This window comes from Arthrobacter sp. Y3221160 (genome assembly GCF_059092585.1).
In genome coordinates this window covers 1,340,072-1,354,839 of sequence record NZ_JBNHHU010000001.1, presented here as the reverse complement: position 1 = coordinate 1,354,839, position 14,768 = coordinate 1,340,072, and the positions used below count along the sequence as shown (strand labels likewise).

General features: G+C 69.1%; 12 protein-coding genes. 8 read left to right on the top strand and 4 right to left on the bottom strand.

Going from position 1 to position 14,768, the window contains the following annotated elements; all coding sequences use genetic code 11:
• The first annotated feature begins 52 nt into the window (after positions 1 to 52).
• Positions 53 to 403 (top strand): holo-ACP synthase, encoded by a 351-nt coding sequence (locus tag AC5RWG_RS06155; protein WP_494000425.1) that lies wholly within the window; start codon positions 53 to 55, stop codon positions 401 to 403.
• A gap of 33 nt (positions 404 to 436) precedes the next feature.
• On the opposite strand, the gene AC5RWG_RS06150 is transcribed toward AC5RWG_RS06155, so the two are convergent.
• Positions 437 to 997: a dihydrofolate reductase family protein gene (locus tag AC5RWG_RS06150; RefSeq protein ID WP_494166594.1), complete on the bottom strand. Its 561-nt coding sequence runs from the start codon at positions 995 to 997 to the stop codon at positions 437 to 439.
• A 249-nt stretch (positions 998 to 1,246) separates the two neighbouring features.
• On the opposite strand from AC5RWG_RS06150, the gene AC5RWG_RS06145 reads away from it, so the two are divergent.
• The gene (locus AC5RWG_RS06145; RefSeq protein ID WP_494166593.1) at positions 1,247 to 1,636 is read left to right on the top strand and encodes a VOC family protein; all 390 of its coding nucleotides are present in this window, start codon (positions 1,247 to 1,249) and stop codon (positions 1,634 to 1,636) included.
• 12 nt (positions 1,637 to 1,648) lie between these two features.
• On the opposite strand, the gene AC5RWG_RS06140 is transcribed toward AC5RWG_RS06145, so the two are convergent.
• Positions 1,649 to 2,032 carry a hypothetical protein gene (locus AC5RWG_RS06140; RefSeq protein WP_494166592.1) on the bottom strand — a complete coding sequence of 128 codons (384 nt, stop codon included), beginning with the start codon at positions 2,030 to 2,032 and terminating at the stop codon, positions 1,649 to 1,651.
• Positions 2,033 to 2,047: 15 nt separating this feature from the next.
• Positions 2,048 to 3,727, bottom strand: a complete 1,680-nt coding sequence (locus AC5RWG_RS06135) for a glycoside hydrolase family 10-like protein (RefSeq protein ID WP_494166591.1) — start codon at positions 3,725 to 3,727, stop codon at positions 2,048 to 2,050.
• Positions 3,728 to 4,043: 316 nt separating this feature from the next.
• On the opposite strand from AC5RWG_RS06135, the gene glgX reads away from it, so the two are divergent.
• From glgX to AC5RWG_RS06105, 6 genes are all read left to right on the top strand, one after another.
• Positions 4,044 to 6,287, top strand: coding sequence for a glycogen debranching protein GlgX (gene glgX, locus AC5RWG_RS06130; protein WP_494022532.1), 2,244 nt, complete (start codon positions 4,044 to 4,046; stop codon positions 6,285 to 6,287).
• Positions 6,284 to 8,593: a malto-oligosyltrehalose synthase gene (gene treY / locus AC5RWG_RS06125; protein ID WP_494166590.1), complete on the top strand. Its 2,310-nt coding sequence runs from the start codon at positions 6,284 to 6,286 to the stop codon at positions 8,591 to 8,593. Before glgX ends, treY begins: the two co-directional genes overlap by 4 nt.
• Positions 8,590 to 10,455, top strand: coding sequence for a malto-oligosyltrehalose trehalohydrolase (gene treZ, locus AC5RWG_RS06120; RefSeq protein WP_494166589.1), 1,866 nt, complete (start codon positions 8,590 to 8,592; stop codon positions 10,453 to 10,455). Before treY ends, treZ begins: the two co-directional genes overlap by 4 nt.
• A gap of 14 nt (positions 10,456 to 10,469) precedes the next feature.
• On the top strand, positions 10,470 to 12,185 hold the full coding sequence (locus AC5RWG_RS06115; RefSeq protein ID WP_494166588.1) for an NAD(P)H-hydrate epimerase: 1,716 nt from the start codon (positions 10,470 to 10,472) through the stop codon (positions 12,183 to 12,185).
• Positions 12,186 to 12,208: 23 nt separating this feature from the next.
• Positions 12,209 to 13,249 (top strand): L-glyceraldehyde 3-phosphate reductase, encoded by a 1,041-nt coding sequence (mgrA, locus tag AC5RWG_RS06110; protein ID WP_494012667.1) that lies wholly within the window; start codon positions 12,209 to 12,211, stop codon positions 13,247 to 13,249.
• Between the two features lie 350 nt (positions 13,250 to 13,599).
• Entirely contained in the window at positions 13,600 to 14,049 is a 450-nt protein-coding gene (locus AC5RWG_RS06105; RefSeq protein ID WP_494025453.1) for a hypothetical protein, read from the top strand.
• Between the two features lie 166 nt (positions 14,050 to 14,215).
• Here AC5RWG_RS06105 and AC5RWG_RS06100 read toward each other — a convergent pair whose 3' ends face one another.
• Positions 14,216 to 14,677: a DUF3817 domain-containing protein gene (locus AC5RWG_RS06100; RefSeq protein WP_494000414.1), complete on the bottom strand. Its 462-nt coding sequence runs from the start codon at positions 14,675 to 14,677 to the stop codon at positions 14,216 to 14,218.
• Between the last annotated feature and the right edge of the window lie 91 nt (positions 14,678 to 14,768).

The following is a 14,768-nucleotide window of genomic DNA, read 5'->3' as shown; positions in this document are numbered from 1 at the left end:
TGGCTCCGCGGTGCGCCCGCTCGCCGTGGTCGGTTCGGGCGGGAGCCGAAGAATGATCGTGGGCATCGGCGTGGACGTGGTGGAAGTTTCCCGGTTCCGCCGGCAGCTGCAGCGCACCCCGGCCTTGCTGGAGCGACTGTTTACGCCCGCGGAACGCGAGCTCAACACCCGGTCCCTGGCCGCCCGTTTCGCCGCCAAGGAAGCGATCGCCAAGGCACTGGGGGCTCCGGCCGGCATGAACTGGCAGGACTGCACCATCTGCGTCGACGCGGGGGGAGACCCATACCCGGAATTCACCGGCACTGTCGCCGCGGCGTCCGCGGCCAGGGGTGTGAAGTTCTGGCACCTGTCCATGAGCCACGACGGCGATCTGGCAACAGCCATGGCGGTCGCCGAGAAGTAGCGGCCGGCAGCCCGGGCGCGCGTCGGGCCCGGGCTAACGTTCCACCCGATAGTGCAGGTACACGACGCCGTTGCCGAAGCGGCGCTCGTCCAGCAGCTCGAGCCCGAACCTCAGGTCCTCCGCCAGAAAGCGCTTCCCGCCGCCCACCACGACCGGAGAGACGAAAAACAGGCATTCATCGACCAGTCCCGCCGCGAAGGCGTGGCTGGCCAGGTCGGGCCCGCTGATGCTCAGGTCCGCCGCTGCCGAGGCCTTCAGGCGCCGCACCGCCTCCGGCTCGAATTCCCGCTCGATCCGGGTTCGGGCGCTTGAAACCGTCTGCAGGGTCCGGGAATAGACCACCTTGTCCTTCCGCAGCCACGACTCCGCGAAGGCCCGCTCGACCGGGGAAACCTCCGGGCCGTCGGGCACGGTTTCCCAGACGGCCATCACCTCGTACATGCGCCGGCCGAAGAGATAGGTGCCCACCCGTCCTTCCAGGTCGTTGACGAAGGAATGCACCTCCTCGTCGGGAACGCTCCAGTCGAAGTTGCCGTCCCGGTCGGCAATGTAGCCGTCCAGCGACATGATTGCGGAATACAGCAGCTGTGCCACGATGACTCCTGGCTATTGGGCAGGGCGGGGGGGCGTCCGCCCATTGTTCCCCAACCTTGCGCATCGGCGGAAGGCCGGGGCTGTCGTTCCGGCCCGCTGCGCTGTTCCGGATCGCTGTGCTGTGCCGGCTCACTCCGCCGTCGCGATCGCCGTCGGGCGGACCGGTGCCCGGCCCTGTTCCGGGCAAAGCGTGCGATGTATCCTGACAGCCGGCGCCCGCCGCTAGCCGCACATTGAGGGGGAAGAGCCGTGCCAGCATCGGAGCAGTACGCCAGCGTCCGCTACCTCGTGGACGACGTCGGGGCGGCCGTGGACTTCTACACCGGTCATTTCGGCTTCACCGTCAACATGCGCTCGCCCGCCTTCGCCGACGTGACGCGGGGGCCGCTGCGGCTGTTGCTCTCCGGGCCGGCAAGCTCGGGGGCGCGCGCGACCCCAACGGATTACGCGGTCGCCGGGCGCAACCGCATCCACCTGGTCGTGCAAGACCTGGACGCGGAGATCGACCGGCTGCGCGGGGCGGGACTGTCGTTCCGCAGCGAAGTGGTTGCCGGTCCCGGCGGACGTCAGATACTGCTCGCCGACCCGGCAGGAAATCTGGTGGAACTGTTCCAGCCCGCAGGGCAGGGGGCAGGGTAACGGCGCCCGTCTTCAGCTGCCGCCCAGGCTTTTGACGTACGCATACGCCTCGTCAAGGACGCTGAGCCACTGTTGCCCGGCAGCCGACGCGTCGCCGGCCGCCGACGCGTCGTCGGCCATCGCCGGGAAGGCCACCCATTCCTTCATCGTCCGGCGTCCCATCGTGACCGGTTCCGCCGCCCCGGAAGCAACAAACTCTTCCGCGCGCTGCCGCGGAACCTTCACGATCAGCCGGCCGCCGTGGCCGAGGAACGCGAAGATCTTTCCGGCCACCCTCAGCCCGTCACTGCGGAACATGGTGCCGCGTTCGACCAGCGGGTCATCCGCAAACCGGCGGGCGAGAGTCTCCAGCAGGACGAGACCCTGGTCGCCGTCTGATGGGGAGGCAGGCGTCATGGCTTCGTCCCGGCGTCAGGCTCGGATGAAGATGGCGGATGCGGCCGCGGATTCGACCATGAGGTCGCTCATGCCGACCACAACGTACCAGTACGTGCGTCCCCGGACGGCGCCCGTGTCCACGAACCTTTCGGGATTGCCGCGGCGGCGGTGCACGCGCCGGAGGGCTCCCGCCTGCGAGGGAATGAACGCCGCCGCGGCGCCGTCGGACTCCCAGCGGTAGATGGCATAATGCCTCGGCAACGTCCCGCTCGTCGCCCCCCGCCAGACGAGTTCGACGCCGGTTCCGTTCCACCGGGCGCTGACGATCAGCGGCGCGTAGGGTCGCTGGGCGCCCAGGTGGGACATCACCGGGGTCATCGCCACGCGCCGGTAGAACTTGTCATGGACGAGGCCGATGCCGCCCAGCCGATTGGCCCGGACGGACTTGGCGGAGAAGTAAACCTGGCCGCGCACCGCCGGCGTGGCCCGGCATTTCGCCGTGTGGTTGTAGAGCTCGCGTGGGTCCTGCCAGTCGGCCCCCTGGGCGGGGTCGCCCACCTTGTAGGCCGCCTCGCCGATGTAGAGCTTGCAGACCGTGCCGCCCACCTGGGCCGCCCACCAGTTGACCAGGGTGTTGTAATCGGCAGCCGGGTTCCCCTGGTGCCAGTACAGCTGCGGGACCACGTAGTCCAGCCAGCCTTGTTTGACCCAGAGCCGGGAGTCGGCGTACGTGGCGTCGTAGCTCTGCAGGCCGGAGGTGGCGGAGCCCAGGCTGTCGGTCGATCGGTTGCGCCAGATGCCGAAGGGGCTGATGCCGAACAGCATCCGGGGTTTGGCCGCGAAGATCGCGGCGCTGAGGTCGCGGACGAAAGCATTGACGCTGCGCCGCCGGAAATTCGCCACGCTCTCGCCGGCCAGCCGGTAGGCATTGTAGGCAGCGGAGTCCGGGATGGTTTGCCCGGCGACCGGGTAGGGATAGAAGTAGTCGTCGAGGTGGACGCCGTCCACGTCGTACTTGGCAACGACTTCGGTGATCACCTTGATGATGAAGCTGCGGACGGCGGGGATGCCGGGGTTGTAATAGCGCCGGCCGCCGTAGGCGAAGCTCCAGCCCGGGTTTTTCCGCGCCGGATGCCAGGAAATCAGGTCCGCCGGGTCCGCCGTCATGGACACACGGAACGGGTTGAACCAGGCATGCAAATGCAGGTTGCGGGCATGCGCCTGGCCGATCGCGTAGGCCAGCGGATCGTACCCGGGATTCCGTCCCTGGGTGCCGGTCAGGTAGCGGGACCACGGCTCTCCCGCCGTCGACGGCCAAAAGACGTCTGCTGCGGGTCGGACCTGCAGCAGCACGGCGTTGAGGTTTCGGCTGCGGGCAAGGTCCAGCCAGCTGCGCAGTTCGGCCTGCTGAACGGCCGCCGACAGGCCGGGGCGGGACGGCCAATCGATGTTCAGCACGGTGGAGAGCCAGAAGCCCCGGAACTCGTGCTTGGGCGCGTCCGTGACCCGCGCCCGTTCACGGGCGGTAATGCGGTAGACCCGGTTAATGACCGCCGCCGCAAGGCTGACCTCCAGCGGACCGCCGGGGGTCGTTGCCGCGCGGGAGAGGCTGCCGCCCAACAGGCCTGCCGCGCCGAGCACGGTGAGGGCGGTCGCCGTCGTGAAGTGGCGCCGGGAGACAGCGCCTGTGGAACCGGAACCGCTGCCAGTCATGGCCAGCCCTGCCTCACGGGAACCTGATGGTAGCTCAACGATACGCCCGCATTCGTGCCGCCGACAGTGGCGGAAACCGTGATGCCAACAGCGGCAGAGACCGTGATAAGGCCCGGCGGGGTGGCCGGGGCCGGGCCGGCCGCCGGGGGGTGCCGCCGCCCGTGTGTTTAACGCAACGAGCGCCGGGGCAGCGGGCCGGAACCGCCTGCCGCGCCGCCTCGGGTGGCATGTCGGGCGGACAACCGGGGATATCCATTGTCAGGACCATGGGGTATGAAGGGAACAGGGACCACAACCGATCATCAGGAGTTTGCACATGGAAGTTTGGCCGGGAGACGCCTATCCGCTGGGGGCCACGTATGACGGCAACGGCACCAATTTCGCCGTGTTCAGCGAGGCAGCGGAGGCCGTTTTCCTGTGCCTGTTCGACGACGACGGGGCCGAGACGCGGATCGAGCTCAAGGACGTCGACGGCTACGTCTGGCACTGCTACCTTCCGCAAGTCCAGCCGGGACAGAAGTACGGCTTCCGGGTGGACGGGCCGTACGACCCGGGCCAGGGGCAGCGCTGCAACGTGAACAAGCTGCTGCTGGACCCCTACGCGAAGGCCGTCAGCGGCCAGATCGACTGGGCCCAGCCACTGTTCGGCTACAACTTCGGGGACGAGGACTCCCGCAACGACGAGGACTCTGCCGGGCACATGATGCTCGGCGTCGTCGTGAATCCGTTCTTTGATTGGGACGGCGACCGCAAGCCCCGCACCCCCTATCACCGCTCGGTGATCTACGAGGCCCACGTGAAGGGCCTGACCCAGCTGCACCCGGAAATCCCGGAAGAACAGCGCGGTACCTACGCGGGCATCGCGCATCCGGCGGTCATCGGGCACTTGCAGAAGCTGGGCGTCACCGCGATCGAGCTGATGCCGGTGCACCAGTTCGTCAACGACAGCACGCTCCAGGAGAAGGGGCTGTCCAACTACTGGGGCTACAACACCATCGGCTTTTTCGCGCCGCAGAACACGTATTGTTCCTCCGGCGACACCGGGCAGCAGGTGCAGGAGTTCAAGGCAATGGTCCGGGAACTGCATCTGGCCGGCATCGAGGTGATCCTCGACGTCGTGTACAACCACACGGCCGAGGGCAACCACCTGGGCCCGACGCTGTCCTTCCGCGGACTCGACAACGCGGCCTACTACCGGCTGGTCGAGGACCAGCAGCAGTACTACATGGACTACACCGGCACGGGAAATTCCCTGAACGTGCGCCACCCCCATTCGCTGCAGCTGCTGATGGACTCGCTGCGCTATTGGGCATCGGAAATGCACGTGGACGGCTTCCGCTTCGACCTGGCCTCCACCCTGGCCCGCGAGTTCTACGACGTGGACCGGCTGTCGACCTTCTTCGAAATGGTGCAGCAGGATCCGATCGTGTCCCAAACCAAACTCATCGCCGAACCGTGGGACATCGGCCCGGGCGGCTACCAGGTGGGCAACTTCCCGCCGCTGTGGACCGAGTGGAACGGCCTGTACCGGGACACGGTCCGCGATTTCTGGCGGGGCGAGCCCTCCACGCTGGGCGAATTCGCCTCCCGCATCACCGGCTCTTCGGACCTGTACGAGGCCACTGGGCGGCGCCCGGTTGCCTCCATCAATTTCGTCACCGCCCACGACGGATTCACGCTGCGGGACCTGGTGTCCTACAACGAGAAACACAATGAGGCCAACGGCGAAGACAATAACGACGGCGAATCGCACAACCGTTCGTGGAACTGCGGGGTAGAGGGGCCCTCCGACGACCCGGCGGTCCTCACCCTGCGCGCCCGCCAGCAGCGGAACTTCCTGGCCACCCTGCTGCTGAGCCAAGGCGTGCCGATGATCGCGCACGGGGATGAGTTGGGACGCACGCAGCAGGGCAACAACAACGTGTACTGCCATGACTCGGAATTGTCCTGGGTGGACTGGAACAACGTGGACCAGCCGCTGCTCGAGTTCGTGGCCACCGTCAACCGATTAAGGGCCGAACACCCGACCTTCCGGCGGCGCACGTTCTTCGACGGGAAGCCGGTCCGCCGGGGCCAGGGCGAACCGTTGAGCGACGTCGTCTGGCTGACCACGGAGGGAACACCGATGGAGCCCGAGGACTGGGACGAGGCCCTCGGCCGCTGCATCGGCGTCTTCCTCAACGGCCAGGGCATCCGCGGGCGCGACGACCGCGGGCAGCGGATTACGGACGAGCACTTCCTGGTGTACTTCAACGCCGCCGACGACGACGTGCCGTTTGTGCTGCCGCCGCGGGAGTACTCGGCGGCCTGGGACATCATCATCGACACGGCCGGCGGCGACCAACTGCCCGGCCCGCTGACGGCCGGAACGAAGGTGCCGGTCGCCGCCAAGTCCACGGTGGTCCTCAAGGCCCACACGGCGCCGGAGGAAGAGCCCGACCACTCGGTCGCCGCCTCCGTTGCCGCGATGGCCGAGGCGGAGCGGACGGCCGGGTCCGAGCAGGCCGGGGAACCCGGGCAGCGGGGCGCCGGGAGCGAGACGGGGCAGGCGAAAGGATGAGGGCCCCGGCGTCGACCTACCGCCTGCAGATCAGGGAATCGTTCACGCTTTATGACGCCGCCGAACTGCTGCCCTACCTGCACCGGCTCGGCGTCGACTGGGTGTACCTGTCGCCCCTGCTGACCGCGGAGCCGGGGTCCGACCACGGCTACGACGTTGTCGACTTCAGCGCGGTGGATCCCGCCCGGGGCGGAATCGACGGGCTGCGGTCGCTCTCCGCCGCCGCCCGGAAGTACGGGATGGGCGTCCTGGTGGACATCGTGCCGAACCACATGGGAGTCGCCACGCCGGCCAACAACCGCTGGTGGTGGTCGCTGCTGTCGGAGGGCCGCGGCTCCCGCTATGCGGAAGCGTTCGACATCGACTGGAATGCCGGCGGCGGCAAGCTCCGGCTGCCCGTGCTGGGCGACGGCGACGCGGAACTCGAGGCGTTGGAGCTGGCCGACGGCGAGCTGCGCTTCTACGACCACCGCTTCCCCCTCGCCGAGGGGACCGGCGACGACGGCGCTACCGCCCGCGAAGTCCATGAGCGCCAGCACTACCAGCTGGTGAACTGGCGGCGGGCCGATGCTGAACTCAATTACCGCCGGTTCTTCGGCGTCAACTCCCTGGCCGGGGTCCGGGTGGAGGTGCCGTGGGTCTTCGACGAATCCCACGCCGAGATCAAGCGCTGGTTCGACGAGGGCCTGGTCGACGGGCTGCGCGTGGACCATCCCGACGGGCTGGCAGATCCGAAGGGCTATCTGCAGCGGCTGCACGAGCTGACCGGCGGCGCCTACGTCCTGGTCGAGAAGATCCTGGAGCCGGGGGAGGAGCTGCCGGCCGACTGGGCCTGCGCGGGCACCACCGGGTACGACGCGCTGGCGGACGTGGACCGGCTGCTGGTCGATCCCGACGGGCGGGAACGCCTCACCGACGCCGCCCCCGTCCAGCCCTACCAGCACATGATCCACGACACCAAGCGGGGCATCGCCGACGGTATCCTGCGCTCCGAGGTGCTGCGCCTGGCCCGGCTGGTTCCCGCCGGCACCGGCCTGGACTTCGAGACGGCGGCCGATGCGATCGCCGAACTGCTCAGCTGCTTCCCGGTGTACCGGAGCTACCTCCCGGTCGGCGCGCAGTACCTCGAGGAAGCCGGAATCGCCGCCCAGGTCCGCCGTCCCGACCTGGCCGACGCCGTCACCACCCTGCTGCCGCTGCTGAATCCGCAGGGAGTGCTCACCGAACTCGCGGTCCGGTTCCAGCAGACCTCCGGCATGGTCATGGCCAAGGGAGTGGAAGACACCGCGTTCTACCGCTACACCCGCCTGACCTCCCTGAACGAGGTGGGGGCGGACCCGTCGATCTTCGCGGTGGAGCCGTTCGAGCTCCACACCCGGTTGATCCGCCGGCAGCAGGAACAGCCGCTCGCCATGACCGCGCTGTCCACCCACGACACGAAGCGCAGCGAGGACACCCGGGCCCGCATCTCGGTGCTCGCGGAACTGGCGGACCAGTGGCCGGATTGGCTGGCCGAGCTGGACCGGCTGGCACCCTTCGGGGACCTGCCGTTCGCGGACCTGCTCTGGCAGGCGGCGCTGGGCGCATGGCCGTTCAGTCGGGCACGGGCCCACGCCTACGCGGAGAAGGCCGCCCGGGAAGCGGGCAACAGCACCTCGTGGATCGACCCCGACCATGACTTCGAAAAACAACTCCACGCCGCCGTGGACGCGGCCTTCGACAACCCGGAGGTGAACCGGCTGCTGGTCAATCTGGCGGAGAGGATCAAGCCCTTCGGCTGGAGCAACTCCCTCTCGGCCAAGCTCATCCAGCTGACCATGCCCGGAGTGCCCGACGTCTACCAAGGCACCGAGTTCTGGGACCATTCGCTGGTGGACCCGGACAACCGCCGGCCGGTGGATTTCACCGCCCGCCGCCGGGCGCTGGACAACCTGGACCGGGACGGGACGCCGTCGGTGGACGACGGCGCGGCAGCCAAGCTGCTGGTGGTCGCCCGGGCACTTCGGCTGCGCCGCGACCGGCCCGAGCTGTTCACCGGCTACGAGGTCGTCCCGTTCCGGGGCGCGGCGGCCGGCCACGCCTTCGGCTTCGACCGCGGCGGCGCCATCACGCTGGCCACCAGGCTCCCGGTGCGGCTGCAGCGCGACGGCGGGTGGCGGGACACCGCCGTCGTCCTGCCCGCCGGACGATACCGCGATGTGCTGAGCGGGCGGAGCCATGCCGGCAACGGCGTCCTGCCGTTGGCCGGCCTGCTGACGGAATTGCCGGTGGCGCTGCTGGTGCGCGAACAGGAGGAGACGTCATGAGCCGGGACTTCGCCGTGTGGGCCCCGCGTGCCGAAAGGGTTGAACTGCAGGCCGGCGCCGCACGGCTGCCGATGCAGGGCCCGGACGACGCCGGCTGGTGGCGTCTGGCAGACCCCGCCGCCGCGCCCGAGGGGGAAAGCGACTACGGCTATCTCCTGGACGGCGGGGACGCGGTGCTGCCGGATCCGCGCTCGCGCCGTCAGCCGGACGGGGTGCACGGGATGTCCCGGACCTTCGACGCCGGGGCCCACTCCTGGCAGGACCAAGACTGGGTTTCGCCGGGGCTGGGCGGGGTGATCTACGAACTGCACATCGGCACGTTCACCTCCGAGGGGACGCTGGATTCCGCCGCGGCCAAGCTCGACTACCTGGCCGGGCTCGGGGTGGATTATGTGGAACTGCTGCCGGTCAACGCGTTCAACGGCACCCACAACTGGGGCTACGACGGCGTGCTCTGGTACGCGGTGCAGGAGAGCTACGGCGGGCCGGCCGCCTACCAGCGGTTCGTGGACGCCGCCCACGCCAAGGGCATCGGCGTCATCCAGGACGTGGTCTACAACCACCTAGGCCCCAGCGGAAACTACCTGCCGCGGTTCGGGCCGTACCTGAGCAGCGGCAGCGCCAACACCTGGGGCGAGTCCGTGAACCTGGACGGACCCGGATCGGACGAGGTCCGCCGCTTCATCATCGACAACGTGCTGATGTGGTTCCGCGACTACCACGTGGACGGCCTGCGACTGGATGCGGTGCACGCACTGCGGGACGAGCGCGCCGTGCACATCCTCGAGGAGATCGCGGCGGCGACGGACGAGTGTGCCGCCGAGCTGGATAAGCCGTTGTTCCTGATCGCCGAGTCGGACCTCAACAATCCGCGGCTGATCGAGTCCCGGCAGGTGAACGGTTATGGCCTGGCCGGCCAGTGGAGCGATGACTTCCACCACGCCGTGCACGTGAACCTCACCGGCGAAACCAGCGGCTACTACGCCGACTTTGCCGGACTGGGGGCGCTGGAAAAGGTGCTGCGGGACGGCTTCTTCCACGACGGCGGCTATTCCTCGTTCCGGGAACGGCACCACGGCCGGCCGATCGACAAGGACCGGGTGACCGCCCGGCAACTGGTGGTCTGCACCCAGAACCACGACCAGATCGGCAACCGTGCCGCCGGAGACCGGCTCACCGGCACCCTCGGCTACGGGCAGCTGGCACTGGCCGCCGTGCTGAACCTGATGTCTCCGTTTACGCCGATGGTGTTCATGGGCGAGGAGTTTGCGGCGTCCACCCCGTGGCAATTCTTCACCTCCCATCCCGAACCGGAGCTCGGCGAGGCGACCTCCGCCGGCAGGCTCAAGGAGTTCGAGCGGATGGGCTGGGATCCCGCGGTAGTGCCCGATCCGCAGGACCCGGCGACGTTCCACAACTCGAAACTTGACTGGGCCGAGCCCGGCACGGGCGACCATGCCCGGCTCCTCGAGCTCTACACCCGGCTGATCGCCCTCCGGAAGCAGCATCCGGAGCTGACGGAACCGGACTTCGCGTCCGCGTCGGTGGAGTCCCATGCGGAGGAGGGCTGGCTGATCCTGCGGCGCGGCTCCTTCGCGGTCTGCTGCAACTTCTCCACCGAGCCGAGGCGGCTGCCTGTCGGGCCGGGCACACTGGTCCTGGCCACCGACGACGGCGCCACGCTCGCCGCCGGGGACAACGGCGGCACAACAGGGTCTGCGTCCGGGGACGGCGTTGCGCTCGCAGCCGGGGACATCGCCGGCACAGCCGGCGGGACCGGGTCCGCGGAGGCCGCAGCAGTCGGCCGGCTGATGCTGCCCGCACACTCGGCCGCCATTGTCCGCAGCGTGCCCACCCGCTGAACCGAGGGGATTGCATGATCCGTGCCTGGTCCCCGGAGGACATCCGCGCCGCCGAACGGCCGCTGCTGGACGCCGGGCAGGGGCCGCTGCTGATGGCCCGCGCCGCGGCCGGGCTTGCGGCCGCCGTCATCCGGGAGCTGAAGCGCGTCCGGGGCCGGGTCTATGGCGCCCGGGTGGTGGTGCTGGCCGGCAGCGGCAACAACGGCGGCGACGCCCTCTTCGCCGCTGCTTCGGTGGCCCGCCGCGGCGCCATGGCGACGGCGGTGCTCACCTCGGAGCGGGTGCATGCGGCGGCGCTGGCTGCGTTCGAGAGGGCAGGAGGATCGGTGCTGCGGCTGGCGGCGGAAGGAGCCGGCGAGGGCCCGGCCCGCCAGGCCCCGAAGGCTGGTGAGGCTCCGCAGCTTCGGGAGGCTGCACGGGTCATCGGCGAGGCGGCCGCGACCTGTTGTGCCGCCGACGTGTTGGTCGACGGGATGTTGGGCACCGGCGCGTCCGGGGCACTGCGGGGACCGGCCCGGGAGCTGGTTCAAGCGGTCCTCGAACCGGAGCCGGGCCGCCGCCGCCCGCCGGTCGTGGCGTGCGACCTGCCCAGCGGCGTCGACGCCGAAACCGGCGAGGTGAACCACCCCGTGCTGCCGGCGGACCTCACGGTCACCTTCGGCGGAGCCAAGACCGGCCTGATGCTGGATCCCGCGGCGGCGCTCGCCGGCCGTGTGGAAACGGTGGACATCGGCATCGCGAACCTCCTTCCGGCGCCGCGGCTGCGGCGGCTCCAGGTACAGGATCTGGCCCGCTTGTGGCCCGTGCCCCGCCGAACCGACCACAAGTACACCCGCGGGGTGCTCGGCGTCGCCGCCGGCTCTGCGTCCTATCCCGGGGCTGCCCTCCTCGCGACCCAGGCGGCCGCCGCCACCGGCGTGGGCATGATCCGCTACCTCGGCCCGGCCGAGGTGTGCCGCCAGATCAACGTGCTGACCCCCGAAGCGGTCTGCTCGCAGGAGTCCGTCGCCGTCTCCCGCGTCCAGGCGTGGCTGGTTGGGCCGGGAACCGGCGGTGACGCGGAGCAGCACCGCCGCACCAGGGACGCCCTGGCGTCCGGGCTGCCGGTGATTGCCGACGCCGGTGCCTTCGACGTGTTGCCCGCGGAGCCGGGACCCCGGGTGGTCCTGACGCCGCACGCCGGCGAACTGGTGCGCATCCTCTCAGCCCAAGGGGTGGAGACCGACCGGGAGCACATCGAGGCGGCCCCCGCGGAGTTCGCCGCGCTGGCCGCCGGGCTCACCGGGGCCACCGTCCTGCTCAAGGGCTCCGTAACGGTGATCGCCGCCCCGGACGGCGCCCTGTTCAGCCAGGACGACGGGCCGGTATGGCTGGCCACGGCCGGTTCGGGCGACACCCTGGCCGGGATCCTCGGCGCGCTCGCGGCGACCGTCCGGACCGAAGACCTGGAGGCGGCCGGTTTCGCCGCGGCCGAGCACGGGGCGGTGGTGGCTGCCATGGCCGCCTGCCTGCACGGGCTCGCCGCGACGGAGGCTTCCACGGAGGCATCCATGCGGGACGGCGCAGGGCGGGAGGCCCGGGCGCGGCCGCAGCCTCGGGGGACGGAGGGACGCCCCGCAGGGCGGCGGGCGTCGCCGTCGTCGTCACCGGGCGCGCCCCTGGCCGCCTCCGCTATCAGCGCCGCCCTCCCCGCGGTTGTGGGCAGGATCATTGCCGGTAGGGACCGGTAGCCGCACGATGGCATGATGAGGGGATGGCGTATGAGGCTGCAGAGAACCGGTACCAGAACATTCCCTACCGCCGGGTGGGCCGCAGCGGGCTGAAGCTGCCCGCCGTCTCGCTGGGCCTCTGGCACAACTTCGGCGACGACAAGCCGTTCGAAGTGCAGGGCGCGATCCTGCGCCGGGCCTTCGACCTGGGGGTGACGCACTTCGATGTGGCCAACAACTACGGCCCGCCGGAGGGCAGCGCCGAAACCAATTTCGGCCGGCACATGCGCCAGGATTTCCTGCCCTACCGGGACGAACTGGTGATCTCCACCAAGGCCGGCTACCTGATGTGGCCCGGCCCGTACGGCGAGTGGGGTTCGCGCAAATACCTGCTCTCCAGCCTGGACGCCTCGCTGAAGCGGATGGGCCTGGACTACGTGGACATCTTCTACAGCCACCGGCCCGACCCGAACACGCCGCTGGAGGAGACGATGGGCGCGCTGGACCAGGCCGTCCGGTCCGGCAAGGCCATGTACGCGGGCATCTCGTCCTACACCCCCGAGCAGACCCGGGAGGCTGCACGGATCATGCGCGCGCTGGGGACCCCGCTGCTGATCCACCAGCCCTCATACTCGATGCTCAACCGCTGGGTGGAAGGCGGCAGCCCGAACCTGCTGGAAGTCCTGGAAGACGAAGGCATGGGTTGCATCGCGTTCTCGCCGCTGGCCCAAGGCATGCTCACCGACCGCTACCTGAACGGCATCCCTGGTGACTCCCGTGCCGCGCAGGACAAGTCGCTGTTCCCGCAGATGCTCTCCGACGAGAATCTGGACCGCGTCCGCGGACTGAACCAGTTGGCGGCGGACCGAGGCCAGTCGCTGGCGCAGCTGGCCATCGCCTGGGTGCTCCGCCGGCAAGCCAAGGGCGCCCCGGTCACCTCTGCCTTGATCGGGGCCTCGAGCGTGCAGCAACTGGAGGACAGTCTCGCCGCCGTGGCCAAACTGGACTTCACGGCCGAGGAAGCAGACGCGATCAACCGGTTCGCAGTGGACTCCGACATCAACATCTGGAAGCCGCAGGGCTAAGGGCGCCAAGGCCTCCAAATGCGGTTTCCGATCCGACTGGCCAAGGATCTTATTGATCAGGGGAAAAACCGCGTGACGGGGTACCCGGCGATACCTGTTTCCACTACGCTGTAGGGGTGCCGACCGCACCGCAGGGGCACGGCGCGGGGCACCGGAGGCAGGATCCTCCCGAGGGATGGCAACCTCAAGTAACCACTGTTGGGCCGGGGGCAGTCCCGTCTTTTTTCCGGCACCAGTGAGCGGCAGCGGCGATAGGAAGCCGGGGGGCCCGCCAGGCCGCTCATCGATGACAGGCGGACGCGCCTTCCGCGTTCCCGGCCTCCCGGAAAAGCACGGAAGCACTCTCAGTAATGAAAACTTCAGCAAGACTGCGCGTGTGGTTGATGATGACCGGCGTACTCCTGGGACTTCTCGCGTCAATCGGCGTAGCGGCACCGGCCGGTGCCAGCAGCGTGGCGGTACCTGCTTCGCATTCCGACCACGATTACGGCGACCACCACGACGACGACGCCACCCTGAAGCTGCGCATTTATGATGACGGCGATTACCGGGTAAGGGGCGAGGACTACGAAGCGAGGCGCGTCCACGTGTGGATCATCAACGTTTCGCGGGACCGCGTTGTGGATCATTTCTACGTCCGGACCCATGACGGCGACTTCACCATCCGTGGCGACGACCTGCGCTGCGACAGGACGTACAAGGCCGTCAGCTACAGCCGCGCCGACGGATGGGTGTCGAGCGACCGCGTCAAGTTCCGGTGCGACGACGACGACCACGGCCACGGCCACGGTCACCACTAGGAGATCACCCTTAAGGTAGGTATCCCAACGGTGGGGAGGGACGGGGCTCTCCCGGACCTCTTCACCGTCCTGAGCCACAGCATCACTTAAAACGGCAGTGAGGAGCCGCAGGCCCGAAAACGGCGCCGGCGGCTCCTCACCGATGTGGTCCGGTTGTGACCCGGTTCTAGGCGAACCAGGTATCCGGCGGACCCAGGTAGAGCAGCAAGCCGAAGACGGCGGCAACGGCTGCTATGACGACGGCGATGGCCGCCAGCGGGCGGGCGAGCACGGCCGCCTGCAGCTTTTCGAGGAAACCGTGCGGGGCATCACCGCCTGCGCCGAGCCGCCAAACGTCGCCGAGCAGGCCGTGGCGGTCCATCGACTTCTCGACGGGAATCGTCGCATACGGAATGGCGGCAGAGACCACGGCCAGGATCCCGCGGCCTGCCGACCACCTTTGGTTCACCCAGGTGAAGCAGGTGCTGACGACGTAGCAGAGGAAGACAAAGCCGTGCAGGCCGCCCGCAATACTGACCGCCAGGCGTGCTTCCGGCACCAGCGCCCGCAGGAGCAGGGCCAGTAACAGCAACGTCCACGTCACCGCCTCGGCGAAGGCGACGGTACGGAACAGGGTACGCGGAGACATGCACGTCCTAGGAGACTAGTTGGCTTCGGCAATCGTGCCGTGGGTGTCCTCGGGGGTAGGGCACCCCCACTAATTTAGCCGAGGACCCGGC